Origin of the sequence: Neorhizobium sp. LjRoot104 (assembly GCF_964253725.1) — a bacterium.
GTDB lineage: Bacteria > Pseudomonadota > Alphaproteobacteria > Rhizobiales > Rhizobiaceae > Neorhizobium.
Map to the genome: position 1 here is coordinate 1,398,748 of NZ_CAXURS020000001.1, position 23,224 is coordinate 1,421,971.

Annotated in this window: 26 protein-coding genes; 21 read left to right on the forward strand and 5 right to left on the reverse strand. The window is 61.2% G+C overall.

Features of this window, described 5'->3' with window-relative positions; genetic code table 11:
* Positions 1-11: 11 nt before the first annotated feature.
* The gene (locus ACSQ8R_RS07180; RefSeq protein WP_007758304.1) at positions 12-257 is read right to left on the reverse strand and encodes a zinc-finger domain-containing protein; all 246 of its coding nucleotides are present in this window, start codon (positions 255-257) and stop codon (positions 12-14) included.
* A gap of 172 nt (positions 258-429) precedes the next feature.
* Between ACSQ8R_RS07180 and ACSQ8R_RS07185 the strand changes: the two genes are divergently transcribed.
* The 9 genes from ACSQ8R_RS07185 (at position 430) to ACSQ8R_RS07225 (ending at position 8,041) form a co-directional block, all read left to right on the forward strand.
* The gene (locus tag ACSQ8R_RS07185; protein ID WP_436252717.1) at positions 430-1,218 is read left to right on the forward strand and encodes an alpha/beta fold hydrolase; all 789 of its coding nucleotides are present in this window, start codon (positions 430-432) and stop codon (positions 1,216-1,218) included.
* Between the two features lie 114 nt (positions 1,219-1,332).
* Complete coding sequence (gene cysE / locus ACSQ8R_RS07190) at positions 1,333-2,154, forward strand: serine O-acetyltransferase (RefSeq protein ID WP_436252718.1); 822 nt, start codon at positions 1,333-1,335, stop codon at positions 2,152-2,154.
* A gap of 160 nt (positions 2,155-2,314) precedes the next feature.
* Positions 2,315-2,518, forward strand: a complete 204-nt coding sequence (locus ACSQ8R_RS07195; RefSeq protein ID WP_436252719.1) for a DUF3126 family protein — start codon at positions 2,315-2,317, stop codon at positions 2,516-2,518.
* A gap of 272 nt (positions 2,519-2,790) precedes the next feature.
* Positions 2,791-3,141: a phasin family protein gene (locus ACSQ8R_RS07200; RefSeq protein WP_436252720.1), complete on the forward strand. Its 351-nt coding sequence runs from the start codon at positions 2,791-2,793 to the stop codon at positions 3,139-3,141.
* A 256-nt stretch (positions 3,142-3,397) separates the two neighbouring features.
* On the forward strand, positions 3,398-3,751 hold the full coding sequence (clpS, locus tag ACSQ8R_RS07205; RefSeq protein ID WP_007758328.1) for an ATP-dependent Clp protease adapter ClpS: 354 nt from the start codon (positions 3,398-3,400) through the stop codon (positions 3,749-3,751).
* Positions 3,752-3,761: 10 nt separating this feature from the next.
* Positions 3,762-6,290, forward strand: a complete 2,529-nt coding sequence (gene clpA, locus ACSQ8R_RS07210; protein WP_436252721.1) for an ATP-dependent Clp protease ATP-binding subunit ClpA — start codon at positions 3,762-3,764, stop codon at positions 6,288-6,290.
* A gap of 108 nt (positions 6,291-6,398) precedes the next feature.
* The gene (locus ACSQ8R_RS07215; RefSeq protein WP_436252722.1) at positions 6,399-6,929 is read left to right on the forward strand and encodes an RNA 2'-phosphotransferase; all 531 of its coding nucleotides are present in this window, start codon (positions 6,399-6,401) and stop codon (positions 6,927-6,929) included.
* A gap of 18 nt (positions 6,930-6,947) precedes the next feature.
* Positions 6,948-7,706 (forward strand): AzlC family ABC transporter permease, encoded by a 759-nt coding sequence (locus ACSQ8R_RS07220; RefSeq protein WP_436252723.1) that lies wholly within the window; start codon positions 6,948-6,950, stop codon positions 7,704-7,706.
* The gene (locus tag ACSQ8R_RS07225; RefSeq protein ID WP_436252724.1) at positions 7,703-8,041 is read left to right on the forward strand and encodes an AzlD domain-containing protein; all 339 of its coding nucleotides are present in this window, start codon (positions 7,703-7,705) and stop codon (positions 8,039-8,041) included. Before ACSQ8R_RS07220 ends, ACSQ8R_RS07225 begins: the two co-directional genes overlap by 4 nt.
* Positions 8,042-8,047: 6 nt before the next feature.
* Here ACSQ8R_RS07225 and ACSQ8R_RS07230 read toward each other — a convergent pair whose 3' ends face one another.
* The 4 genes from ACSQ8R_RS07230 to ACSQ8R_RS07245 are packed head-to-tail and all read right to left on the reverse strand — an operon-like array spanning position 8,048 to position 10,933.
* Positions 8,048-8,479 carry an HIT family protein gene (locus ACSQ8R_RS07230; protein ID WP_436252725.1) on the reverse strand — a complete coding sequence of 144 codons (432 nt, stop codon included), beginning with the start codon at positions 8,477-8,479 and terminating at the stop codon, positions 8,048-8,050.
* A 44-nt stretch (positions 8,480-8,523) separates the two neighbouring features.
* The gene (locus ACSQ8R_RS07235; protein ID WP_436252726.1) at positions 8,524-9,720 is read right to left on the reverse strand and encodes a GNAT family N-acetyltransferase; all 1,197 of its coding nucleotides are present in this window, start codon (positions 9,718-9,720) and stop codon (positions 8,524-8,526) included.
* Between the two features lie 8 nt (positions 9,721-9,728).
* Entirely contained in the window at positions 9,729-10,466 is a 738-nt protein-coding gene (locus ACSQ8R_RS07240; RefSeq protein WP_436252727.1) for a glycerophosphodiester phosphodiesterase, read from the reverse strand.
* Positions 10,463-10,933 carry a RidA family protein gene (locus ACSQ8R_RS07245; protein WP_436252728.1) on the reverse strand — a complete coding sequence of 157 codons (471 nt, stop codon included), beginning with the start codon at positions 10,931-10,933 and terminating at the stop codon, positions 10,463-10,465. Before ACSQ8R_RS07245 ends, ACSQ8R_RS07240 begins: the two co-directional genes overlap by 4 nt.
* Before the next feature lie 110 nt (positions 10,934-11,043).
* Here ACSQ8R_RS07245 and ACSQ8R_RS07250 point away from each other — a divergent pair, with 110 nt between their 5' ends.
* The 12 genes from ACSQ8R_RS07250 to lpxA all read left to right on the forward strand — a co-directional run bounded on the left by ACSQ8R_RS07250 (position 11,044) and on the right by lpxA (position 23,220).
* On the forward strand, positions 11,044-11,892 hold the full coding sequence (locus ACSQ8R_RS07250; RefSeq protein ID WP_436252729.1) for a cell envelope integrity EipB family protein: 849 nt from the start codon (positions 11,044-11,046) through the stop codon (positions 11,890-11,892).
* A gap of 214 nt (positions 11,893-12,106) precedes the next feature.
* Complete coding sequence (gene rpsB / locus ACSQ8R_RS07255; protein WP_436252730.1) at positions 12,107-12,874, forward strand: 30S ribosomal protein S2; 768 nt, start codon at positions 12,107-12,109, stop codon at positions 12,872-12,874.
* A 235-nt stretch (positions 12,875-13,109) separates the two neighbouring features.
* The gene (tsf, locus tag ACSQ8R_RS07260; protein WP_436252731.1) at positions 13,110-14,036 is read left to right on the forward strand and encodes a translation elongation factor Ts; all 927 of its coding nucleotides are present in this window, start codon (positions 13,110-13,112) and stop codon (positions 14,034-14,036) included.
* Positions 14,037-14,152: 116 nt separating this feature from the next.
* A complete protein-coding gene (pyrH, locus tag ACSQ8R_RS07265; protein WP_210009838.1) occupies positions 14,153-14,875 on the forward strand; it encodes a UMP kinase in 723 nt (240 codons plus the stop codon).
* Positions 14,876-14,920: 45 nt separating this feature from the next.
* Positions 14,921-15,478, forward strand: coding sequence for a ribosome recycling factor (gene frr / locus ACSQ8R_RS07270; protein WP_436252732.1), 558 nt, complete (start codon positions 14,921-14,923; stop codon positions 15,476-15,478).
* Positions 15,479-15,530: 52 nt separating this feature from the next.
* The gene (locus ACSQ8R_RS07275) at positions 15,531-16,274 is read left to right on the forward strand and encodes an isoprenyl transferase (protein WP_436252733.1); all 744 of its coding nucleotides are present in this window, start codon (positions 15,531-15,533) and stop codon (positions 16,272-16,274) included.
* Entirely contained in the window at positions 16,274-17,107 is an 834-nt protein-coding gene (locus ACSQ8R_RS07280) for a phosphatidate cytidylyltransferase (protein ID WP_436252734.1), read from the forward strand. The genes ACSQ8R_RS07275 and ACSQ8R_RS07280 overlap by 1 nt, the downstream gene beginning before the upstream one ends.
* 39 nt (positions 17,108-17,146) lie before the next feature.
* A complete protein-coding gene (gene rseP, locus ACSQ8R_RS07285) occupies positions 17,147-18,268 on the forward strand; it encodes an RIP metalloprotease RseP (RefSeq protein WP_436252735.1) in 1,122 nt (373 codons plus the stop codon).
* A gap of 197 nt (positions 18,269-18,465) precedes the next feature.
* Positions 18,466-20,829, forward strand: a complete 2,364-nt coding sequence (gene bamA, locus ACSQ8R_RS07290) for an outer membrane protein assembly factor BamA (RefSeq protein ID WP_436252736.1) — start codon at positions 18,466-18,468, stop codon at positions 20,827-20,829.
* A 51-nt stretch (positions 20,830-20,880) separates the two neighbouring features.
* On the forward strand, positions 20,881-21,948 hold the full coding sequence (lpxD, locus tag ACSQ8R_RS07295) for a UDP-3-O-(3-hydroxymyristoyl)glucosamine N-acyltransferase (protein ID WP_436252737.1): 1,068 nt from the start codon (positions 20,881-20,883) through the stop codon (positions 21,946-21,948).
* Complete coding sequence (gene fabZ, locus ACSQ8R_RS07300) at positions 21,941-22,408, forward strand: 3-hydroxyacyl-ACP dehydratase FabZ (protein WP_436252738.1); 468 nt, start codon at positions 21,941-21,943, stop codon at positions 22,406-22,408. The genes lpxD and fabZ overlap by 8 nt, the downstream gene beginning before the upstream one ends.
* Positions 22,405-23,220, forward strand: a complete 816-nt coding sequence (lpxA, locus tag ACSQ8R_RS07305; RefSeq protein ID WP_436252739.1) for an acyl-ACP--UDP-N-acetylglucosamine O-acyltransferase — start codon at positions 22,405-22,407, stop codon at positions 23,218-23,220. The genes fabZ and lpxA overlap by 4 nt, the downstream gene beginning before the upstream one ends.
* The last annotated feature ends 4 nt before the right edge of the window (positions 23,221-23,224 follow it).

Genomic DNA, 23,224 nt, shown 5'->3' on the forward strand with positions numbered 1-23,224 from the left:
CGGATTGCCGATCAGGCGGCCTTGACGTGGAAGACGCAGCCCGGCGGGTCGGTCTGTTCGGCCTTCAGCGACGGATTGTAGCGGTAGAGGGTCGAGCAGTAGGAGCAGACTTTCTCGTTGTCGTCGCCCATGTCGATGAAGATGTGCGGATGGTCGAAGGGAACCGAAGCGCCGGTGCACATGAATTCCTTGACGCCGATCTGGATCAAGCGATGCCCGCCGTCGTTCTGGAAGTGGGGAATGCTGTGCCCGGCCATGATGGTCTCCGATACTTGAATGCGGCGTGTCTGATTTGCGCCGGACATTACCCGCCCGTTCAGTGATTGTGTAGTGGGAAAACCGCCGCAGGCGCGTTGATTTCCTGTCGTTCACGGGTTCAAACGCAGCCTTTCATCCCTTATGTTCCCGGCTTCAATAAGGACTGCCCCGATGAATCTCAATGCGCCCGCCTTCTCCACTTTTTCCCATGATGGTCTCGATCTTGCCTATTTCGACGAAGGCGATCCGTCCGGCGATCCGGTGCTGCTTATCCACGGTTTTGCCTCCAGCGCTCTGGTCAACTGGGTGCATCCGGGCTGGCTGAAGACGCTGGGCGATGCCGGTTACCGGGTGATCGCCATGGACAATCGCGGGCACGGCGCAAGCGGCAAGCCGCGTGATCCGGAAGCCTATCGGCCTTGGGTGATGGCAAGGGATTCGATGGCGCTCCTCGATCACCTGAGGATCCCGGAGGCGCATCTTTTCGGATATTCGATGGGCGCCCGCATCTCGGTGTTTTCCGCGCTCGCCCATCCGCACCGGGTGCGCTCGCTGGTGCTCGGCGGTCTCGGCATCGGCATGACCGACGGGGTAGGGGATTGGGACCCGATCGCCGACGCCTTGCTCGCCCCCTCGCTCGATGACGTCAGCCATGCCCGCGGCCGCATGTTCCGCGCCTTTGCCGACCAGACGAAGAGCGACAGGCAAGCCCTGGCCGCCTGTATCCGCGGTTCGCGGGATCTGGTGACCCGCGCGGACATGGGTCGTATCGACGCGCCGACGCTGATCGGGGTCGGGACCACGGACGACATTGCCGGTTCCGCGCAGGAACTGGCGGCTTTGATGCCGCATGCGATTGCGCTGGATATCCCCGGCCGCGACCACATGCTTGCCGTCGGCGACCGCGTGTTCAAGAAGGCGGTTCTGGAGTTCTACGCGGAACTCTCCGCACGGCCGTAGGTTTCCTCATTCTTACGATCAACGGAATGCAATTTTGCGGCCATTGGTGTTGGCGTAAACTTATTCTATATAGTGCTGCACGAAGTTCTGCCGTAGGCAAACGAGGAGACGGCGATGGCCGCAAGAACTGAAATCCGCCAGGAGCCGCTCGCGACGATGGATCCCATCTGGGATACGCTGCGCCAGGAAGCGCGCGTGGCAACCGAGCAGGACCCGCTGCTTGCCGCATTTCTCTATTCTGCCGTGCTCAACCATCGCTCGCTCGAGGAATGCGTCGTGCACCGCATCTGCGAGCGCCTCGCTCATGGGGATATTCCGGACGTCCTTCTGCGCCAGACCTTCATGGAAATGCTGGCCGACTGGCCGGAATGGGGCGCGATCATGCGCGTCGATATCCAGGCCGTCTACGACCGCGATCCAGCCTGCCTGCGGTTCATGGAGCCGGTTCTCTATTTCAAGGGCTTTCACGCCATCCAGACGCACCGGCTGGCGCATTGGCTGTTCCTGCGTGGCCGTCGCGACTTCGCGCTTTATCTGCAGAGCCGCTCCTCCAGTGTTTTCCAGACCGACATCAACCCGGCAGCCCGCATCGGCAAGGGCATCTTCCTCGATCACGCCACCGGCCTCGTGGTCGGCGAGACCGCGGTCATCGGCGACAACGTTTCGATCCTTCACGGCGTGACGCTCGGCGGCACCGGCAAGGAGGGCGCCGACCGCCATCCGAAGATCGCCAACGGCGTCCTCATCGGCGCCGGCGCCAAGATCCTCGGCAATATCGAGGTCGGATCGTGCTCGCGCGTTGCTGCGGGCTCGGTGGTCCTGAAGGCCGTCCCGCCGAAATCGACCGTCGCCGGCGTGCCGGCAAAGGTGGTCGGGAGCGCGGGGTGTTCGGAACCGTCGCGCCTGATGGACCAGATTCTTGGTGCCGACGACTGATTCGCCCGCGTTTGCCTGCGGCTTGTCGACGTTTGGGGTTCGCTGAACATCGGCCCCCACGAGCATCGAAAAGAGCGGCACGGCTATTTCTAGCGACTTTACTTTCGCCTTTGTCCCATGCCAAAAGCGCGGCAACCGAGAACCGCTGACGGAGAGAAACGTGAAACCGGACGAAATCAAGAGGCTCGACGCCTATTTCAAGCGCGTGATCAATCCGCAGGCGATCGTCAAGGCGCGTCCGCGCAAGAACGACTCGGCCGAAGTTTACCTCGGCGAGGAGTTTCTCGGCGTCATCTATATCGACGACGAGGACGGCGACCGCTCTTACAATTTCTCCATGGCGATCCTCGACGTCGATCTCTGATCGTTCCGGTCCCGGGTTTTGAAGGCGGGCTGATAGGCCCGCTTTTTTGATTCGTGAGTCGCTGCCTCGGGCAAAGAAAATGGCTGCGACGTTTTGCGCCGGAGTTGTGACCGGCTGATATATCTTCGTAAAATCAGAAACCTGAATCGGTCTATGCATCCGCATGGATGCGGCTGCAACCAAAGGTGATTTTGCGACGCACAAATCAGCCTTGACTTTTATCGGCGTGCCGCTTTCTATCAGCGCATCCGAATAGAACAAAGGGACCGGCGATGTTCAATTTCGATGAAGCCAACAAGAAGAGCAAGGAAGCAATCGACGGAATGCTGAAGAGCTATTCCGAGATCGCCAAGAGTTATCAGGCGATCGCCACCGAGGCGACCGACTATTCCAAGAAGTCCTTTCAGGACATGACGGGTTTCATGGAAGCGCTCGCCTCCACCCGCAGCGTCGAGGCGATGTTCGAACTCCAGACCAATTACGTAAAGTCGGCTTACGAGGGCTTCATTGCCGAGTCGACGAAGATCACCGACATGTATGCCGATCTCGCCAAGACGGCTTACAAGCCCTACGAAGCGCCGGTCGCCAAGTCGACCGCCGTGGTGACCGCAAACGCCGCGTAACGCGCATAGCGGCCCCTCCAAGCGACGCCTTCACTACAGAAGGCCGGCGGCGTTCAACGCTGCCGGCCTTTTTGATTCATGCCAATGCCGAAATTTCCGCTTTTCCGTATGTTCCGTGATCTCTTTAGCGGAATAGTGATTGCGTGGCCGCAAAGGGGGCTTAAAATCCGCATTCAATGAACTAAGTTAGGAAGACTGAAGTCCGGCCGTTCGGCCATTCGGACGAACCCGCCGGATGACTGGGGAATGAATGAAGATGATCGCACTGCCGATCTTGATGCAAGCTGAAAAGGGTGGCGACGGAGACAACGCAAATCGCGGTACCTCCGTCATTACCCGCACGAAGCCAAAAACAAAGAAGCCAAATCTCTACCGCGTACTGCTGCTGAATGACGATTATACGCCCATGGAGTTCGTCATCCACATTCTGGAGCGTTTCTTTCAGAAGGACAGGGAAGCGGCAACGCGGATCATGCTCCACGTCCACAACCACGGCGTGGGGGAATGCGGAATATTTACATATGAAGTAGCGGAAACCAAAGTGTCCCAGGTCATGGACTTCGCCCGGCAACACCAGCATCCGCTGCAATGTGTCATGGAAAAGAAGTGAGGAACCCGACGTGCCAACATTTTCGCCTAGTTTAGAAAAGGCGCTGCATCAGGCACTGACCTTTGCCAACGAGCGGCATCACGAATATGCCACGCTCGAGCACCTGCTTTTGGCGTTGATCGACGATGCCGATGCAGCCGCGGTCATGGGAGCTTGTAACGTCAATTTGGAAACACTGCGCAAGACCGTCACCGACTATGTCGATAACGAGCTTGCCAACCTGATCACCGGTTATGACGAGGACTCCAAGCCGACTTCCGGCTTCCAGCGCGTCATCCAGCGCGCCGTCATCCACGTCCAGTCTTCCGGCCGCGAGGAAGTGACCGGTGCCAACGTTCTCGTCGCGATCTTCGCGGAACGGGAAAGCCATGCGGCCTTCTTCCTGCAGGAGCAGGAAATGACCCGCTACGACGCGGTCAACTACATTTCGCACGGCATCGGCAAGCGCGCGGGTTCCTCCCAGACCCGCACGCCGCGCGGCGCCGACGACAGCGAGCCGGAATCCAAGCCCTCGTCCCGCGACCAGGAAGAGGGTTCGGCCAAAAAGCCGCAGGATGCCCTCAAGGCCTATTGCGTCAACCTGAACGAAAAGGCCCGCGACGGCCGGATCGATCCGCTGATCGGCCGCCATGCCGAAGTCAACCGCACCATCCAGGTCCTGTGCCGCCGCTCCAAGAACAACCCGCTCTACGTGGGTGATCCGGGTGTCGGCAAGACGGCGATCGCCGAAGGTTTGGCCAAGCGGATCATCGAAGGCAAGGTGCCGGAGGCTCTCGCCGACGCCACCATCTTCTCGCTCGACATGGGCACGCTGCTCGCCGGCACCCGTTATCGCGGCGATTTCGAGGAGCGTCTGAAGCAGGTCGTCAAGGAACTCGAAGAGTATCCGGGTGCGGTCCTGTTCATCGACGAGATTCACACCGTCATCGGCGCCGGCGCCACCTCCGGCGGCGCGATGGATGCCTCCAACCTGTTGAAGCCGGCTCTGTCTTCGGGCGCGATCCGCTGCATCGGTTCGACCACCTACAAGGAATACCGCCAGTTCTTCGAAAAGGACCGGGCTCTGGTCCGCCGTTTCCAGAAGATCGACGTCAACGAGCCGTCGATCGAGGATGCGATCGAGATCATGAAGGGCCTGAAACCCTATTTCGAGGATTATCACAAGCTTCGTTATACCAACGAGGCGATCAAGTCGGCCGTCGAACTGTCGGCCCGCTACATCTCCGACCGCAAGCTGCCGGACAAGGCGATCGACGTGATCGACGAGACCGGTGCGGCGCAGATGCTGCTGCCGGCCTCCAAGCGCCGCAAGCTGATCACCGAGAAGGAGATCGAAGCGACGATCGCCACCATGGCGCGGATTCCGGCCAAGACCGTTTCCAAGGACGACGAGATGGTTCTCGCCAACCTGGAGAAGGAACTGCGTTCGGTCGTCTACGGCCAGGATGCGGCGATCGAGGCCCTCTCGACGGCGATCAAGCTGGCCCGCGCAGGCCTTCGCGAACCGAACAAGCCGATCGGCTCCTACGTCTTCTCCGGCCCGACCGGCGTCGGCAAGACGGAAGTCGCCAAGCAGCTCGCCGCCTCGCTCGGCGTCGAGATGCTGCGCTTCGACATGTCGGAATATATGGAACGCCACACGGTCTCGCGGCTGCTCGGCGCGCCTCCCGGTTATGTCGGCTTCGACCAGGGCGGTCTGCTGACCGATGGCGTCGACCAGCATCCGCACTCGGTGGTCCTGCTCGACGAAATCGAGAAGGCGCATCCGGATATCTACAATATCCTGCTGCAGGTCATGGACCATGGTTCGCTGACCGACCACAACGGCAAGAAGATCGACTTCCGTAACGTCATCCTGATCATGACGACCAATGCGGGCGCGTCGGAAATGGCCAAGGCCGCCATCGGCTTCGGTTCGTCCAAGCGCACCGGCGAGGACGAAGAGGCGATCAATCGCCTGTTCACGCCGGAATTCCGCAATCGTCTCGATGCGATCATCCAGTTCGCAGGGCTGCCGACGGATGTCATCCATCAGGTCGTGCAGAAGTTCGTCATGCAGCTCGAGACGCAGCTCTCGGAACGCAACGTCACCTTCGACCTGCATCAGGACGCAATCGCCTGGCTGGCCGAAAAGGGTTACGACGAAAAGATGGGCGCCCGGCCGCTCTCGCGCGTCATCCAGGAATACATCAAGAAGCCGCTCGCCAACGAGATCCTGTTCGGCAAGCTGCGTAAGGGTGGCGTCGTGCGAGTGACCGTCGGCAAGGGTGAGGATGGCAAGGACAAGCTCATCCTCGACTCGATTTCCGAAGCGACGCCTGTGAAGCCGAAGCCGGAGGCCGAGGTCGAAGAGGCTGCCGAGGAGGCCGAAGCCAAGGTCGTGAAGGCCAAGGCGCCGAAGAAGTCGGCACCGAAGGACAAGGACGGCGGCCAAGCCCGGGCCCGCGCCATGGTCGATGCAGACGTGATCGCATCGGACGATGCGCCCAAGACCCCACGCAAGGGCACCACGGTGCCGCGCGTGCCGAAGACCAAATAGGCTTTCGGATTGAAGTCTTGCGATGCCGGGCTTGTCCCGGCATCGTCGTTTTTGTAAGCCCGGCAGCATTGTCACGAATACGGGCATTGCTCAGTCAGGAACTGCCGGATGTCGACCGAAATCAGCAAGCTTCTCAGCCATGTGCTTCGCCACGCACCCGAACGCCTGGGCATCGTTCTGGACGCAAATGGTTGGACATCCGTCGATATCCTGATCGCCAAAGCCCGCGAACAGGGTTTTGCAATCGATCGCCCGATCCTGGAGGCAGTCGTCGCCAGCAGTGACAAGAAGCGTTTCACGCTTTCCGAAGATGGCCAGCTGATCCGGGCGGCGCAGGGACATTCCGTCGCCGTCGATCTCGGGCTGGAGCCCAGTGAGCCGCCGGAAGTCCTGTTTCATGGCACGGCGAGGGATAATCTTGAGCCGATCATGATCGAAGGTCTCAAACCCGGCAAACGCGAGCATGTGCATCTGTCTCTCGACGAGGAAACCGCCGTCAAGGTCGGTAGCCGGCATGGCAAACCCGTCGTGCTTAAGGTGGATGCCGGCAGGATGTATCGCGATGGTCGTGCTTTTTTCCGGGCCGACAATGGCGTCTGGCTGACGGATCATGTTCCGCCGGCCTATCTTCAGGCCTGAGCGGAAGACGAACGCCGAATGACGGATGTAACGCCTGAACATGACGACCGCAGTGCCCTATCCTGGTTCTTTACCGGCATGCGGGGCCTCCTGTCCCTGCCGGCGCTCATCCTGCTCACCTCGATCGTCGGCTTCAGCGCGTTTGCGCTGGAATCGGGCCTGACGCGCGCCGAAGCCGTGTTCATGTCCTTTGCGATCTGGGCGCTGCCGGCGCAGGTCATCCTGATCGGCACGATGGCGAGCGGTGCGAACATTGCCGCCTGCTTCCTTGCAGTGACGCTCTCCTCGATCCGCATGACGCCGATGGTCGCCTCGGTCATCCCGGAAATGCGAACAAGGCGCACGCCGATCTGGCTGCTGCTGCTCCTGTCGCATTTCATCGCCATCACATCCTGGGTCTTCGCGATCACCACGCTTCGCAACGTGCCGCGCGAGTACCGGGCGATCTATTTCGCCGGTTTCGGCGTGACACTGACACTGACCGGCACGCTGGTGGTGGCGGTCTTCTACGATATCGTCTCGGCCTTTCCGCCGGCCGTCGCGGGCGTGCTCTTCTTTCTGACGCCCGTCTATTTCAACGCCTCGATCTGGGCGAGCGCCCGCCAGCCGGTGGTCAGGATCGCCTTTGTCATGGGGGTGATCCTCGGTCCCATCATGGCGCTGGTCACGCCGGAATTCGACGTGCTGTGCGCCGGCCTGGGCGGTGGCACGGCCGCCTATCTGATCGACAGGGCGCGCCGCAAGAGGAAGCGTGCCGGGCAGGGGATAAAGCGATGATCGCCGAATACTGGACATTTATCGTCATCGCGGTCGCCGGCTTTCTGGCGACGGACATCTGGCGTTGGCTGGGCGTCTTCACCGGCAATCGCCTCGACGAGGATTCCGAGGCGCTTTACTGGGTGAGGGCTGTGGCGACCGCGCTGGTCATGGCGGTCACCGCAAAGCTGATCGTCTTCCCGAACGGCACGCTCGCCGGCTCGCCGCTCTGGCTGAGGCTGGCGGCGGCCGGCATCGGTTTTGCCGTCTTCCTGGCGACCGGCCGAAAGGTTTGGATCGGGGTTGCGGTGCCGATGGCGCTGCTGGTTGCCTGCCTCTGGTGGGTCGGCTTTTAGAAAGCCTTAGTTTCCCAGTTCGCCGATGATCTTCTCGGCATTTGCCGCCAGCACCTCGTTGTTTTCCATCTGGCCCGAATGGGGTTTCAGAGCCTGTCCCTCGTAGCGCGGGACGACGTGGAAATGCAGGTGGAAGACCGTCTGCCCGGCGGCCGGTTCGTTGAACTGGATGACGGTGACCCCGTCCGCCTCGAAAGCGTCCTTGGCGGCCTTGGCGAGTTTCTGCACCACGGGGATCACCTTCGAAAGCACCGCCGGATCGGCGTCCAGAATATTGCGTGACGGGGCCTTGGGAACGACCAGCAGGTGACCGGGCGACTGCGGCATGACGTCCATGAAGGCGAGCGTATCCGCATCCTCGTAGACCCGGTGGCACGGGATCTCGCCGCGCACGATTTTTCCGAAGATGTTGTTGCTGTCGTAAGCCTGGCCGCTCATCGCGATGTCCTCTCCTTGTTCTTCCGGCCCGATCTTTCCGGGCTCTAGTCCTGTTCCTGCTGGCGCTCGCCTTTGCGGAACGGGCTGTGCTCGGCAAGATATTCCGTCATCTGCTCCACGTCTTCGCGCTCGTGTTCCAGATAGTCGGCAATCGCCCGTCTCAGCCCCGCGTGGGCGATATAGTGCATCGAGTGGGTGGTGACAGGCAGGTAGCCGCGCGCCAGCTTGTGCTCGCCCTGCGCGCCGGCTTCGACCCGCTTCAGGCCCTTGGCGAGCGCGAAATCGATCGCCTGATGGTAGCAGACCTCGAAATGCAGGAAGGGGTGGTCCTCGATACAGCCCCAGTGCCGGCCGTAGAGCGCATCCGCGCCGATGAAGTTGATCGCGCCCGCGATATATTTGCCCTCGCGTTTCGCCATCACCAGCAGGATGTCTTCGGGCATCCGCTCGCCGATCAGCGAATAGAATTTTCGCGTCAGGTAAGGGCGGCCCCATTTGCGGCCGCCGGTATCCATGTAGAATTCGAAGAACTGGTCCCAGATGTCCTCGGTCAGGTCCTTGCCGGTCAGCCAGTCGATACTGATGCCGTTTTCGAGCGCCGCCCGGCGTTCCTTCTTCAGCGCCTTGCGTTTTCGCGAGGCAAGCGTTTCGAGGAAGGCATCGTGGTTCTCGTAACCCTCGTTGATGAAATGGAACTGCTTGTCGGTGCGATGCAGGTAGTCGGCCTCTTCGAAGGCGGCGATCTGGTTTTCCGCGACGAAGGTCACATGCGCCGACGATATGCCGAGCTGGCGTGTCACCTCCTGGAGACCGGCCGCCAGCGTCAGCTCCGCTGAATCCCTGTCGTAGCCTGCCGCGACGAGCAGCCGCGGTCCGCTCGCCGGCGTGAAAGGCACGGTACATTGCAGTTTTGGATAATAACGCCCGCCGGCCCGCTCGAATGCGTCGGCCCAGCCGTGGTCAAAGACATATTCGCCCTGGCTGTGGCTCTTGAGGTAACCGGGGACGGCGCCGATCAGCGTGCCCTTGTCGTCCTCAAGGAGAAGGTGGTGGCCGAGCCAGCCGGTCTTGGCGGTGGCGGAGCCGGATTCCTCCAGCGCCGACAGGTAGGCGTGCGACAGGAACGGATTGTAGGGCGTTTCCGAAGAGGAGGACTTGGATGTGCCCGAAAGGCGCGACCAGCTTGCCGGGCTGATCGCGCAGAACGATTTCTCGATACGGATGGTAAGATTGCCGGTCATACGCTGCTTTACAGGGAGGGGGAGGAAGCCTCCCGCGGATCAAAACCTTCGAAGGTCATCTGGTCGGCATATTTATAGGTATGTTCGCGGCCGTTTGCATCCCTTACGGTCCAGGTAATGACCGGAATTCCGGTCGCTCTCTGAGCCGTGATGAACGTGTTCGGCAGGTGTGGATAGTGATAGGAAATGAAGTCGAGGCCAAGTTGCATGGCCTCGTCGTGCTCGAAAAATTCCTCCGGCTTGTCGCCCATGGCGGTGAGGCCAAGCGGGTAGGGCGAGCCGGCGTTTTTCAGGTCGCGCAGGATGTGGTAGTCGAAGCTCATCAGCGCCACCTTGCCCTGATAACCTTCGAGAACCTCCAGCACCGCCTCGGCGAACCCGTCGTCCTCGCCGTCGCCTTCGCGTCCCTTGATCTCGATAACAAGGGGCACCTTGCCGGCGACGAGGGCAAGCATCTGCTTCAGCGTCGGAACCTTGTCCTGGGTAGCCCCGACCGAAAGCATGCCGAGTTCGGCTGAGGTCTTCTCGCGAATGTCGCCCTTGATGCCGCAAAGCCGCTCGAGGTCATGGTCGTGAAAGATCACCGGCACGCTGTCGGCGGCAAGCTGCACGTCGCATTCGATCGCAAAGCCGGCTTCGAGTGCCCGGGAAAACGCCGAGAGCGTGTTTTCCCAGACTTCGCGGTTCATGTCGTGATAGCCGCGATGGGCGACCGGAAGGTCCTTGATCCAGGTGGCGTCGGTCATGCTTCGATCTCGATGATGGCTTCGATTTCCACGGAAGCGTTGAGCGGCAGCGCGGCCATGCCGACCGCTGCGCGCGCATGCTTGCCGGCGTCGCCGAGAACATTGGCGATCAGGTTCGATGCGCCGTTGGTGACGATATGCTGTTCGGCAAAGCCGGGTGCCGAGGCGACGAAGCTCGAGAGCTTGACCACCCGCTTGATCCGGCCGAGATCGCCGCCCAACGCAGCCTTTGCCTGGGCAAGGATATTGATCGCGCAGAGCTCCGCAGCGCGGCTGGCTGCCGCCACGTCGACATCCGCGCCGACAAGGCCCGTGACCGCGACTTTGCCGTTTTCGTTCGGCAACTGGCCGGAGATGAACAGCAGGTTGCCGGTGATCACATAGGGCAGGTAATTGGCGGCGGGCGCTGCCGCGACGGGGAGGACGATCCCCAGTTCCCGCAGGCGGCCTTCGATGGCTTCGGTCATTTTCGACTCCCGTTTTGTTGTAAAATCTTCAAAAATCCTGCATCAAGGCCTTAGCTTGGTCAGATGGCGTTCTTATAACATCACCAACTGAGTCCAACAGGAGAATGTGAATGTTGCGAATGAGCCTCGGGGTGATCCTTGCCGGCGGTCTGAGCCTTTTGGGCGCCACCTCCGCGGACGCGACGACCGACGGTGCCGCCCGGCTGCTCGTCCCGCATCGCGCCATTTACGACCTGAAGCTCAAGAAAGCCTCGGAACGCTCCGGCATCGAAGGCATGTTCGGCCGCATGGTCTATGAGTTCACCGGCTCGGCCTGCACCGGCTTTTCCACCAATTTCCGGCTGGTCACCAAGATCGATACGGGCGAGGAAACGCGCCTCAGCGACCAGCAGACCACCACCTTCGAGGACATGGCCGCAAGCCAGTTCCATTTCGAGACCAAGTCCTTCACCGACGAGCAGCTCGACAAGCAGCTGAGCGGCGATGCGTCGATCGCCGAAAAGGGCATAAAGGTGGAAATCACCCAGCCCGATGGCCGCGAGATCGAATTGCCGTCGAGCGATTTTCCAACCAGCCACATGCTCGACGTTATCGCGAATGCCAAGCAGGGCAAGAGTTTCTTCGAGGCGCGGGTCTTCGACGGATCGGAAAACGGCGACCAGGCGCTGCTGACCACGACGGTGATCGGCAAGTCCCAGACGGCGCAGAAGGATGATGTCGACGCCGACAAGGCGGGCGAGTTTGCAAAGACCCCCTATTGGCCGGTGACGATCGCCTATTTCAACGAGAATGCGACCGGCGATCCGACCCCGGTCTACAACATGTCCTTCAAGCTCTACGAAAACGGCATCACCCGCGATCTCACAATGGACTACGGCGACTTTGTGCTGTCCGGCAGCCTGGTCAAGCTGGAACTGCTGAAGCCGCAGCAGGACCCGTGCCCGGAACCGGCCAAATAGCCATCCTTCGGTAATTGCCCGCCACTCGCCGGCACGCTGAGGCAATTTCCGGCAAAGCACTTGCTTTTGCGGCAAATCGAATGTATGGCCAGCCGCATTCCACACGTAAGGCATGGGATCGTCCGGGAGAAATCCGGACTGTTCCGCCCGGTGGCATCCTCGAAGAGGGTGCTGTTCGCCTTGCGGAGGTTCAACCGGAAAAGGATAACTAGGCATGGCATTGCCCGATTTTTCTATGCGCCAGCTTCTCGAGGCAGGCGTTCACTTCGGCCACCAGACTCACCGCTGGAACCCGAAGATGAAGCCGTATATCTTCGGCGACCGTAACAACATCCACATCATCGATCTGGCCCAGACCGTTCCGATGCTGTCGCGCGCCCTTCAGGTCGTGTCCGACACCGTCGCTCGCGGCGGCCGCGTTCTGTTCGTCGGCACCAAGCGCCAGGCGTCCGAACTGATCGCTGACTCGGCCAAGCGTTCGGCCCAGTATTACGTCAACTCCCGCTGGCTCGGCGGCATGATGACCAACTGGAAGACCATCTCGAACTCGATCCAGCGCCTGCGCAAGCTCGACGAGATCCTGAACTCGGAAGCCTCCGGCTATTCCAAGAAGGAACGCCTGAACCTCGAGCGCGAACGCGAGAAGCTGGACAAGGCTCTCGGCGGTATCCGCGACATGGGCGGCACCCCGGACCTGATGTTCATCATCGACACCAACAAGGAAAAGATCGCTATCGACGAAGCCAAGCGCCTGGGCATCCCGGTCGTCGCCATCATCGATTCGAACTGCGATCCGGACCTGATCGACTACCCGATCCCGGGTAACGACGACGCCTCGCGCGCCATCGCTCTCTATACCGACCTGATCGCCCGCGCTGCCATCGACGGCATCGCCCGCCAGCAGGGCGCTTCGGGCCGCGACATCGGCGCTTCTTCCGAAGCTCCGATCGAGCCGGCGCTCGAAGGCGAAGCAGAAGCCTGAGGCGGGACGGAGCGGCTTGGCCCGCTCCTCCTTTCTGAAATTCGATCGAGGCCAGAGATACCGATCCCTGGCCTTGGTCGTTTCAAGGCGACCCGCCACCGCTTAGTCGTTGAGGCGATCGCTTTCGTGATGTGTTCATCACGCTGTCACACTTCCGGGTACATTCGTCCCAAAACTTTTGAGTCCGCCGACGTTTTTCCGGCGAGAAGCACTTGAACCGACAAGAGGCAAAACAATGGCTGAAATCACCGCTGCACTGGTAAAGGAACTGCGCGAAAAGTCCGGCGCAGGCATGATGGACTGCAAGAAGGCGCTGACCGAAACGAACGGCGACATCGAAGCGGCGATCGACTGGCTGCGCGCCAAGGGCATCTCCAAGGCCGACAAGAAGTCCGGCCGCACCGCAGCCGAAGGCCTGATCGGCATCGCCAGCGCCGGCCACAGGGCCGTCGTCATCGAACTCAACTCGGAAACCGATTTCGTTGCCCGCAACGACGCGTTCCAGGACCTCGTCCGCGGCATCGCCAGCGTCGCCCTGGCGACTGACGGTTCCGTCGAGGCGATCTCGGCCGCTACCTACCCCGCTTCCGGCAAGCCGGTCGCCGACACCATCAAGGACGCGATCGCCACGATCGGCGAGAACATGACGCTGCGTCGCTCGGCCCTGCTTGAGGTCGAGCACGGCGTTGTCGCGACCTACGTCCATAACGCGGCCGGCGACGGCATCGGCAAGCTCGGCGTTCTGGTCGCCCTGAAGTCGGTCGGCGACAAGGAAGTCCTGACTTCGCTCGGCCGTCAGGTCGCCATGCACATCGCCGCCACCAATCCGCTTGCCATCCGCGCCGAAGAAGTCGACGCAACCGTGGCCGAGCGCGAGCGCAACGTCTTCATCGAGCAGTCGCGCGCTTCCGGCAAGCCGGAAGCGATCATCGAAAAGATGGTCGATGGCCGCATGCGCAAGTTCTTCGAGGAAGTTGCCCTTCTGTCGCAGGCCTTCGTCATCAACCCGGACGTGACCGTCGGCCAGGCCGTCAAGGATGCTGAAAAGCTCGCCGGCGCTTCGATCGAAGTCACCGGCATGGCCCGCCTTCTGCTCGGCGAAGGCGTCGAAAAGGAAGAATCGGATTTCGCCGCTGAAGTCGCGGCAGTCGCCAAAGGCTGATATTCGTTAGCGAAAGATGTCGAAAGCGCAAGGGCACCGGTGACAAGCCGGTGCCCTTCGTGTATCCGCAACCCGTTTGACCCTCCGCATTGCATTTCGATTTTCAAGGAGCCCCCATGTCGCCTCAGCCTCTCTACAAGCGTGTCTTGCTCAAGGCCTCCGGTGAAGCTCTGATGGGCAGCCAGGGTTTCGGCATCGATGTTGAAGTTGCCGACCGGGTCGCCTCCGATATCGCCGAAGCGCGCGCCATGGGCGTCGATGTTGGCGTCGTCGTCGGCGGCGGCAATATCTTTCGCGGCGTCGCCGTCGCGTCGAAGGGTGGCGACCGGGTGACCGGCGACCACATGGGCATGCTCGGTACGGTGATCAACGCGCTGGCGCTCGCCACCTCGCTGCGCAAGCTGAACGTCGACACCGTGGTTCTGTCGGCGATCTCGATGCCAGAGATCTGCGAGAGCTTTTCGCAGCGCCAGGCGGTGCACCACATGGCGCAGGGCAGGGTGGTGATCTTCGCCGGCGGCACCGGCAATCCGTTCTTCACGACCGATTCGGCGGCGGCACTTCGTGCGGCGGAAATCGGTGCGGAAGCGATCTTCAAGGGCACCCAGGTGGACGGCATCTATTCGGCCGATCCCAAGAAGGACCCTACGGCGACCAGGTTCGACACGCTGACGCATGGCGAGGTGCTCGAAAAGGGTCTGGCGGTGATGGATGTGGCGGCGGTGGCGCTTGCCCGCGAAAATTCCATCCCGATCATCGTTTTTTCGATCCATGAGAAGGGCGGCTTCGCCCAAATCTTGACCGGCGGCGGCCGCAAGACCATCGTAGCGGACAATTGAGGCGCGGCGTCGCGGGCCGGCCAGACAACATACGGGAGTAGACGGATGAGTGGAATCGATCTCAACGACATCAAGCGCCGCATGGAAGGTGCGATCAATGCGTTCAAAAGCGATATCGCGTCGCTGCGCACCGGCCGCGCCTCGGCCAATATTCTCGATCCGGTGATGGTCGAAGCCTATGGTTCGCGCGTGCCGCTCAACCAGGTGGCTAACATCACTGTGCCGGAGGCGCGCATGCTGGGCGTGTCCATCTGGGACAAGTCGATGGTCAACGCCGTCGATCGCGCGATCCGCGAATCACATCTCGGTCTCAATCCGATCGTCGATGGCCAGAACCTGCGCATTCCGCTTCCCGAGCTCAACGAAGAGCGCCGCAAGTCGCTGGTCAAGGTTGCGCATGACTATGCGGAAAAGGCGAAGGTAGCTGTCCGTCACGTCCGCCGCGATGGCATGGACGGTCTGAAAAAGGCCGAAAAGGACGGCGACATCGGTCAGGACGAGAGCCGCTCGCAGTCGGAAAAAGTGCAGAAGATGACGGATGATACGATTTCCGAAGTCGACCGCTTGCTTGGCGACAAGGAAAAGGAAATCATGCAGGTCTAATTTAGGCCTGGTTTGCCGCCATATTCCGGCGGCCAAAGGAGCCGCGTAGAATATGGTGAACCCCGAGCTTGCAATCATCCCCCAACACGTGGCCATCATCATGGATGGCAATGGACGCTGGGCCAACAAGCGCGGGCTTCCTCGTACGGTCGGACACAGCAAGGGTGTCGAAGCGGTTCGCGAAACGGTGCGGGCTGCTGGCGACGCTGGCGTCAAATATCTGACCCTCTTTGCGTTTTCTTCGGAGAACTGGAGCAGGCCCGAAACCGAGGTGAGGGATCTTCTCGGTCTTCTCAGGCGCTTCATCCGCCAGGATCTGGCCGAACTGCACCGTGAGAATGTCCGCATCCGGGTGATCGGCGAACGCGAGAAGCTGCGCAGCGACATCCTTCCGCTTCTTCTCGAAGCCGAGGAAACGACAAGGTTCAACACGGCACTGACGCTGATCATCGCCTTCAACTACGGCGCGCGAGACGAGATCGCCCGTGCGGTCGCCATGCTCGCCCGGGACGTCGAGGCCGGTATCCTCAAGGCCTCCGAGATCGACCCGGAGAAGATCAGCGCAAGGTTGGACACCGCCGGCATTCCCGATCCGGACCTCATCATCCGCACCAGCGGCGAGGAGCGGCTTTCGAACTTCCTGCTCTGGCAGGCGGCCTATTCCGAGCTTGTCTTCCTGCCGGACTACTGGCCCGATTTCGATCGGAAACTCTTCCTCGACGCCCTGAAAACCTATGCGTCCCGCGACCGGCGCTTCGGCGGCCTGTCGGACAAGACGATAGCGGTGGGTGGTTGATGAGCGCTGAACTGAAGCGCCGCATCGCATCCGCACTGGTTCTGGCGGTCGTGGTCCTGACGGCCACCTGGTATGGCGGCCTGCCGTTCCGCGTCGTGGCCGCCGCCATGGCGGTCCTGATCTATTACGAATGGTCGACGATCACCCGGCTGGCAGAACGCGATTTTCGTGCGAATGCCTTCGGCTGGGCCGCCATTTTACTGATCGCCATCGACCTGCTGGTAGACGAAGGTGGGCTCTCGGTGCCGATCCTCGGCGGCGCGATCATCACCGCCCTTCTTCTCGTGCTGCTGCGCAAGGGCAGCTGGTGGCTGCCGGGCGGCATTTTCTACGCAGGCTTGAGCGGGATTTCGCTGGCTGCGATCCGGTCCGAGGACCAGGCGGGTTTTGTCGCGACCCTCTTCATCTTCGCGGTCGTCTGGGCGACCGATATCCTTGCCTATTTCGTCGGTCGCGCTCTCAAGGGCCCGAAACTTGCACCGCGCATTTCGCCCGGCAAGACCTGGTCCGGTGCGATCGGCGGCACTGTTTCGGGCGTGATTGCAAGCTCCGCCCTGACGCTTGGCGTCTTTTCCCGGCTGTCTGTCTGGACGGTAACGATCGCGTTTCTGCTGTCCGTCGCAAGCCAGGTCGGCGACCTGTTCGAGTCGTTTATCAAGCGCCGGTTCGGCGTGAAGGACTCCAGCCACCTCATTCCGGGGCACGGCGGCGTCATGGATCGCGTCGACGGCCTCGTTTTCGCCTGTTTCGCAGCGTTCCTGCTGACGCTTGTTTATACGGCCACGACGGGCCATCTTGATGTATCGGTTGCGGGCTTCCTCTTCGGGTTTTGAGGTCTGGGCGGCCGGTACAATGTTGAAACGGAAATTTTGATGGCCATCCTCAGCTTCCTTACCGGCTATATCATCCCATTCGTGCTGGTACTGTCCCTGCTCGTCTTCGTGCATGAGATGGGCCACTATCTTGTCGGACGCTGGTGCGGCATCCGCGTCACCGCCTTCTCGGTCGGCTTCGGCCCCGAATTGGTCGGCTTCACCGACGGTCACGGCACCCGCTGGAAGCTCTCGGCGATCCCGCTTGGCGGCTATGTCAAGTTCTTCGGCGACGAGGATGCCGCGAGCATGCCGGATGCGAGCGGACTTGCGGGCATGAGCGAGGAAGACAAGGCTCAGACGCTGGCCGGCGCCAAGCTCTGGAAGAGGGCCGCCACCGTCGCGGCCGGCCCGATCGCCAATTTCATCCTGTCAATTGCCATCTTCGCCGTACTGTTCAGCGTCTACGGCAAAGTTATCGCGGATCCCGTGGTCGCGGAAGTCCAGCCGGGCAGCGCCGCCCTTGCGGCCGGCGTCGAGCCCGGCGACCGCCTCGTGGCGCTCGACGGTTCGCGCATCCGGACTTTCGACGATGTACGGCGTTATGTCAGCATCAGGCCGGACACGCCGATCGTCGTGACGGTCGAGCGGAACGGCCGGGATCTCGATCTGCCGATGGTGCCCAAGCGCTCCGAAGTCACCGACCAGTTCGGCAACAAGGTCGAGCTCGGCCTGATCGGCATCGTCACCAACGAACAGCGCGGCAATTTCCGCATAGAGACGTTCACCCCCTTGCAGGCCGTTGCCGAAGGCGTCACGGAGACCGGCCATATCGTCACCGGCACCTTCCGCTATATCGGCAATCTGGTGACCGGCCGGATGAAGGCGGACCAGCTCGGCGGGCCGGTCAGGGTCGCTCAGGCGTCGGGCCAGATGGCGACGCTCGGCTTTGCGGCGGTGGTCCAGCTCGCGGCGGTGCTTTCCGTCTCGATCGGGCTTTTGAACCTCATGCCTGTGCCAGTTCTGGACGGCGGCCATCTCGTCTTCTACGCGATCGAGGCCATCCGTGGCCGGCCGCTCGGCGCGGGCGCGCAGGAGATCGCCTTCCGCATAGGGCTCGCGATGGTTTTGAGCCTCATGGTGTTCGCGACCTTCAACGACATCAGCAATCTGATCGGCTGATGTCCTTCAAATCGTAAAAGAAACTGTTTATTCACCATGTTTCCAACAGTTGCGTGGCCATTGGGTCACGCAAGGGAAGTAAGTAAACAGAAATTAACGCGATGCCTTGCTTGTAGGTCAAAAGAAGGTAAAACGACACACGTGGCCGGAGTCGGGCACCACCCGCCGAGGGACAACGGGAAAAGGTAAGAATTGAAATGAAGGCTGGTTCAAAGTTTTTGAACGCAGTGTCGGCGTTTGCGCTGTCTGCTAGTGTTGTTGCATCGGGCGCAGGTGTACTGGTACTTGCTTCCGCACTTTCTGCCGAAGCGGCGGTTATCCGGAGCGTTCAGGTCCGCGGCGCACAGCGCGCCGGCGAGGAGGCTGTCCGTTCCAACCTGACCATCCGCCCGGGTGTCAACTTCTCCAATAACGACATCGATGAATCGGTCCGCAAGCTCTATTCGACCGGCTATTTCTCGGACGTCAAAATCAGTGTTTCCGGCAGCACGCTCGTTGTGTCGGTGAGCGAAAACCAGCTCATCAACCAGGTCGTGTTCAACGGCAATCGCAAGATCACCGACGACAAGCTTCAGGCCGTGGTGCAGACCCAGCCGCTCGGCCCGTACAATCAGGCATTGGTCGATGCAGATATCCAGCGCCTGCGTGAAGCCTATCGCGGGATCGGCCGCAGCGACGTTCAGATCACCACCCAGACCGCCGATGTCGGCCAGGGGCGCGTCAACCTCGCCTTCGCTATCAACGAAGGTGACCGCACCAAGATCGCCGACATCAGTTTCGTCGGCAACCAGGCTTATGGCGACGGCCGCCTGAAGTCGGTGCTGATCACCAAGGAATCCGGTCCGCTGTCCTTCCTGACCCGCAAGGACGTCTACAGCGAGGACAAGCTGCGCGCCGACGAGGAAGCGCTGCGCCAGTTCTATTATAACCACGGTTATCCCGATTTCCGCGTCATCTCGTCGGAAGCGGTGCTCGATGAATCGGGCAACAAGTACAACATCACCTTCACGGTCGAGGAAGGCCAGCGTTACGAATATGGCAACGTCTCGGTAGAATCCACGGTCGAGGGGATCAGCAGCGAGGACCTTCAAGGTCTGGTCGAGACCCGCGCCGGCAACGTCTACAATGCCCGCGAAATCCAGAAGACCATGGAAGCGATCTCCAAGCGCGTCGCTGCGGCCGGTTATCCTTTCGCTCGCGTCACGCCGCGCGGCGACCGCAACATGGAAAACCACACGGTCGGGGTTTCCTACCTCGTCGATCAGGGCGAGCGCGCCTATGTCGAGCGCATCGAGATCCGCGGCAACACCCGCACGCGTGACTATGTCATCCGCCGCGAATTCGATTTCAGCGAAGGCGATGCCTTCAACCAGGAAATGATCTCGCGCGCCAAGCGTCGCCTTGAGGCGCTGGGTTATTTCACGACGGTCAACATCTCGACCTCGCAGGGCACTTCGCCCGACCGTGTCGTCATCGTTGTCGATGTCGAGGACCAGCCGACCGGTTCGTTCGGTATCGGCGCCGGTTACTCGGCGGGTGGCGACGGCTTCCTGCTCGAAGCTTCGATCGAGGAAAAGAACTTCCTCGGCCGCGGCCAGTTCATCCGCGTCGCAGTCGGCGGTGGTCTCGACGAAGCCCGCAGCTACAATCTTTCGTTCACCGAGCCCTATTTCCTCGGTTATCGTCTGGCGGCCGGTTTCGACCTGTTCAAGAACAAGACCTCTTCGAACAGCTACTACGATTACGACGAACAGGGCGTCACCCTGCGCGTCACGGCGCCGATCACCGAAGATCTGGCGACGACGTTCCGCTACACCTACAAGGAAATCAACTACGAAAACGACGGCGCCTTCGGTGCTGACGGCGTTCCTGGTACTGTAGACGACAACCTTTCGTCGCCGTACGTTTCGATGATCGACCAGGGCAAGTTCGTCCAGTCGTCGATTTCGCAGACCCTGACCTACAACACGCTCGACAGCCAGACGCTGCCGCGCGAAGGCCTCTATGCATCGATCACGCATGAATATGCAGGTCTCGGTGGCGACTCCGACTTCTACAAGATTTCCGGTCGTGCCCGTTATTTCCAGCTTCTGTCGACCGAAGCTGACCTGATCGGGTCCATCGCGGTCGGTGCCGGCCATGTGGTTTCGACCGGTGACAACCTGCATGTCTTCGATCAGTTCACGATCGGCGGTCGTCAGATCCGCGGCTTCGAGAACGACGGTATCGGTCCGCGCACTGTCGATCACGGCGACGCGCTCGGCGGTACGACCTACTTCACGGCTTCCGCCGAAATGTCGATGCCGATGCCGGCCGTTCCGGAGGACTTCGGTCTGCGTGCTGCCGTCTTCGCCGATGCGGGTACCCTTTACGGCAATGATGTCCCGCTCGGCACCAGCACCGCGCAGGGCACCAGCATGAACTGGCGCGCTTCCGTCGGTGCGGGTATCATGTGGGCGTCGCCGTTCGGCAACATCCGGTTCGACTACGCGCATCCCGTCGTGAAGGAAGACTTCGACGAAACCCAGGAATTCCGGTTCAGCATGGCGAACCAGTTCTGATCATTTCCGCTCGCGATGGCGGGCGGAAATCTGTTCCGGAGCTTTGGCTTTATGGACCACAATGAATTCTTTCCGCCCCATGATGGCGTGAGCCTGCGCGAGTTGGCCGCCCTTCTTGGGGCTGAACTGCTTGATGGCAGCGCCGGCGATCGGCTGATCCGTTCCGTTGCACCCGTCGCGCGGGCCGGTGAGGGTGAAATCTGTTATATCCTGTCCCGGAAAAGCCGTCACGAACTGGAAAGCTGCAAGGCTTCCGCGATTATCTGTGACACGGCAATCCGTTCGATCATCCCGGCCCATATTCCGGTTCTGCTGACCAAGACGCCACACACCGCGTTTGCGCAGGCGGGCGCTATCCTGCACCCGATCGCGATGCGGCCGTCTCCGATCACCTCGTTTCCGCCGGGAATTTCGCCGGCTGCGTTCGTGGATCCAACCGCAAGGCTCGAACCCGGCGTTGAAATCGAGCCCATGGCCGTGATCGGCGCGCGGGCGGAAATCGGCACCGGCACCCGTATCGGCGCCGGAACTGTCATCGGTGCCGACGTCAAGATCGGCCGGGACTGCACGATCGCCGCAGGGGCGAGCGTGGTCGCGGCTCTGGTCGGCAATGGCGTGATCATTCACAACGGCGTCCGCATCGGCCAGGACGGCTTCGGTTTTGCGCCGGGTCCGCGAGGCATGCTGAAGATTGTCCAGATCGGTCGCGTCATCATCCAGGACAATGTCGAGATCGGCGCCAATACGACGATTGACCGCGGCGCCATGGACGATACGGTCATCGGTGAAGGCACCAAGATCGACAATCAGGTCCAGGTCGCCCACAACGTGCGCATCGGCCGTCATTGCGGCATTGCGAGCGGTGCTGGTATAGCCGGTTCGACGCGGATCGGCGACGGTGTATTGATCGGCGGCGCATCCGGTATTAATGGACACATCTCGATTGGTGACGGCGCCCAGATTGCTGCGATGAGCGGTGTGGTGGCGGATATCCCGGCCGGCGGGCGTTATGGCGGCATTCCTGCCCGCCCGATGCCGGATTTCCTCCGCGATATTGCGGAAATCATGATGCGTTCGGATGAGCGGGCGAAACGCAGAGGAGAGAAGAAGAATGACTGATGAGACCAAGCCGGTGCTCGGCGCGGCCGATATTCAGGAAATCATGAAGCTGCTGCCGCACCGCTATCCCTTTCTCTTGGTCGATAAGATCGTTGAGATCGATGGCGACAATTCCGCAGTCGGCATCAAGAACGTCACCGCCAACGAGCCGCATTTCACTGGGCATTTCCCCGAGCGGCCGATCATGCCGGGCGTGCTTCTGGTCGAAGGCATGGCGCAGACCGCCGGTGCCATCTGCGCCAGGAAGGAAGGCGAGGGCGGCAATCTCGTCTACTTCATGACCATCGACAATGCCCGCTTCCGCAAGCCGGTCGTGCCGGGCGACCGGGTCGAATTCCACGTCACCAAGCAGAAACAGCGCGGCAATATCTGGAAATTCCATTGTGACGCGAAGGTGGACGGCGTACTTGTTGCCGAAGCCGATATCGGCGCGATGATCCGGCGCAAGGACGAAGAATGAGCAGCATTGCAGCCAGCGCGCGCATCCATCCGTTAGCCTTGGTCGAGGACGGCGCCGTCATCGGTGAGAACGTCGTCGTCGGACCGTTTTCGCATGTCGGTCCGCGGGTGGTGCTGAAGGATGGCGTTGAGCTGATATCGCATGCCGTCGTGTCTGGCCGGACCGAGATCGGCCGCAATTGCCGGATTTTCCCGATGGCCGTGATCGGCGGCGTTTCCCAGAGCCTTCATGAGGCAGGCGAGGATTCGACGCTGACGGTCGGCGACAATTGCGTCATGCGCGAAGGCGTGACGATGAATTGCGGGACGGTCGGCGGCGGCGGCAAGACGGTGGTCGGCAACAACTGCCTGTTTCTCGCCAACTCGCATGTCGCGCATGACTGTCAGCTCGGCAGCGACATCATCATGTCGAACAATGTCATGCTCGCCGGCCATGTCCATGTGGCGGACCGGGCCATTCTCGGCGGCGGCTGCGCCGTGCATCAGTTTACCCGCATCGGCCGGCAGGCTTTTATCGGCGGGCTTTCGGCCGTCAACTACGACGTCATTCCCTACGGCATGCTGAACGGCAATCCCGGCGTCCTCGGCGGCCTGAACGTTGTCGGAATGACCCGGGCAGGCATCGAGCGCGCAACGATCCACACCGTTCGCCGCGCCTTCAAGCAGATCTTCGAGGGCGAGAGCAATATCCGCGCCAACGCAGCGGCGATCCGCAACGACTATGCCGATTGCAAGGAAGCGATGGAAATCCTCGATTTCATCGCGGCCGACAGCGATCGTGCGATTTCCTCGACCTTCCGCGGCAAGGGCTGATACC

Coding starts and splice junctions, on each gene's coding strand:
- rpsB (WP_436252730.1), top strand. CDS start 12,107: ATGGCATTGCCCGATTTTTCTATGCGCCAGCTTCTCGAGGCAGGCGTT.
- ACSQ8R_RS07215 (WP_436252722.1), top strand. CDS start 6,399: ATGTCGACCGAAATCAGCAAGCTTCTCAGCCATGTGCTTCGCCACGCA.
- fabZ (WP_436252738.1), top strand. CDS start 21,941: ATGACTGATGAGACCAAGCCGGTGCTCGGCGCGGCCGATATTCAGGAA.
- ACSQ8R_RS07280 (WP_436252734.1), top strand. CDS start 16,274: ATGAGCGCTGAACTGAAGCGCCGCATCGCATCCGCACTGGTTCTGGCG.
- rseP (WP_436252735.1), top strand. CDS start 17,147: ATGGCCATCCTCAGCTTCCTTACCGGCTATATCATCCCATTCGTGCTG.
- ACSQ8R_RS07225 (WP_436252724.1), top strand. CDS start 7,703: ATGATCGCCGAATACTGGACATTTATCGTCATCGCGGTCGCCGGCTTT.
- ACSQ8R_RS07235 (WP_436252726.1), bottom strand. CDS start 9,720: ATGACCGGCAATCTTACCATCCGTATCGAGAAATCGTTCTGCGCGATC.
- clpS (WP_007758328.1), top strand. CDS start 3,398: ATGATCGCACTGCCGATCTTGATGCAAGCTGAAAAGGGTGGCGACGGA.
- lpxA (WP_436252739.1), top strand. CDS start 22,405: ATGAGCAGCATTGCAGCCAGCGCGCGCATCCATCCGTTAGCCTTGGTC.
- ACSQ8R_RS07185 (WP_436252717.1), top strand. CDS start 430: ATGAATCTCAATGCGCCCGCCTTCTCCACTTTTTCCCATGATGGTCTC.
- ACSQ8R_RS07230 (WP_436252725.1), bottom strand. CDS start 8,479: ATGAGCGGCCAGGCTTACGACAGCAACAACATCTTCGGAAAAATCGTG.
- bamA (WP_436252736.1), top strand. CDS start 18,466: ATGAAGGCTGGTTCAAAGTTTTTGAACGCAGTGTCGGCGTTTGCGCTG.
- pyrH (WP_210009838.1), top strand. CDS start 14,153: ATGTCGCCTCAGCCTCTCTACAAGCGTGTCTTGCTCAAGGCCTCCGGT.
- ACSQ8R_RS07245 (WP_436252728.1), bottom strand. CDS start 10,933: ATGACCGAAGCCATCGAAGGCCGCCTGCGGGAACTGGGGATCGTCCTC.
- ACSQ8R_RS07220 (WP_436252723.1), top strand. CDS start 6,948: ATGACGGATGTAACGCCTGAACATGACGACCGCAGTGCCCTATCCTGG.
- tsf (WP_436252731.1), top strand. CDS start 13,110: ATGGCTGAAATCACCGCTGCACTGGTAAAGGAACTGCGCGAAAAGTCC.
- frr (WP_436252732.1), top strand. CDS start 14,921: ATGAGTGGAATCGATCTCAACGACATCAAGCGCCGCATGGAAGGTGCG.
- ACSQ8R_RS07180 (WP_007758304.1), bottom strand. CDS start 257: ATGGCCGGGCACAGCATTCCCCACTTCCAGAACGACGGCGGGCATCGC.
- cysE (WP_436252718.1), top strand. CDS start 1,333: ATGGCCGCAAGAACTGAAATCCGCCAGGAGCCGCTCGCGACGATGGAT.
- ACSQ8R_RS07200 (WP_436252720.1), top strand. CDS start 2,791: ATGTTCAATTTCGATGAAGCCAACAAGAAGAGCAAGGAAGCAATCGAC.
- lpxD (WP_436252737.1), top strand. CDS start 20,881: ATGGACCACAATGAATTCTTTCCGCCCCATGATGGCGTGAGCCTGCGC.
- ACSQ8R_RS07250 (WP_436252729.1), top strand. CDS start 11,044: ATGTTGCGAATGAGCCTCGGGGTGATCCTTGCCGGCGGTCTGAGCCTT.
- ACSQ8R_RS07275 (WP_436252733.1), top strand. CDS start 15,531: ATGGTGAACCCCGAGCTTGCAATCATCCCCCAACACGTGGCCATCATC.
- ACSQ8R_RS07240 (WP_436252727.1), bottom strand. CDS start 10,466: ATGACCGACGCCACCTGGATCAAGGACCTTCCGGTCGCCCATCGCGGC.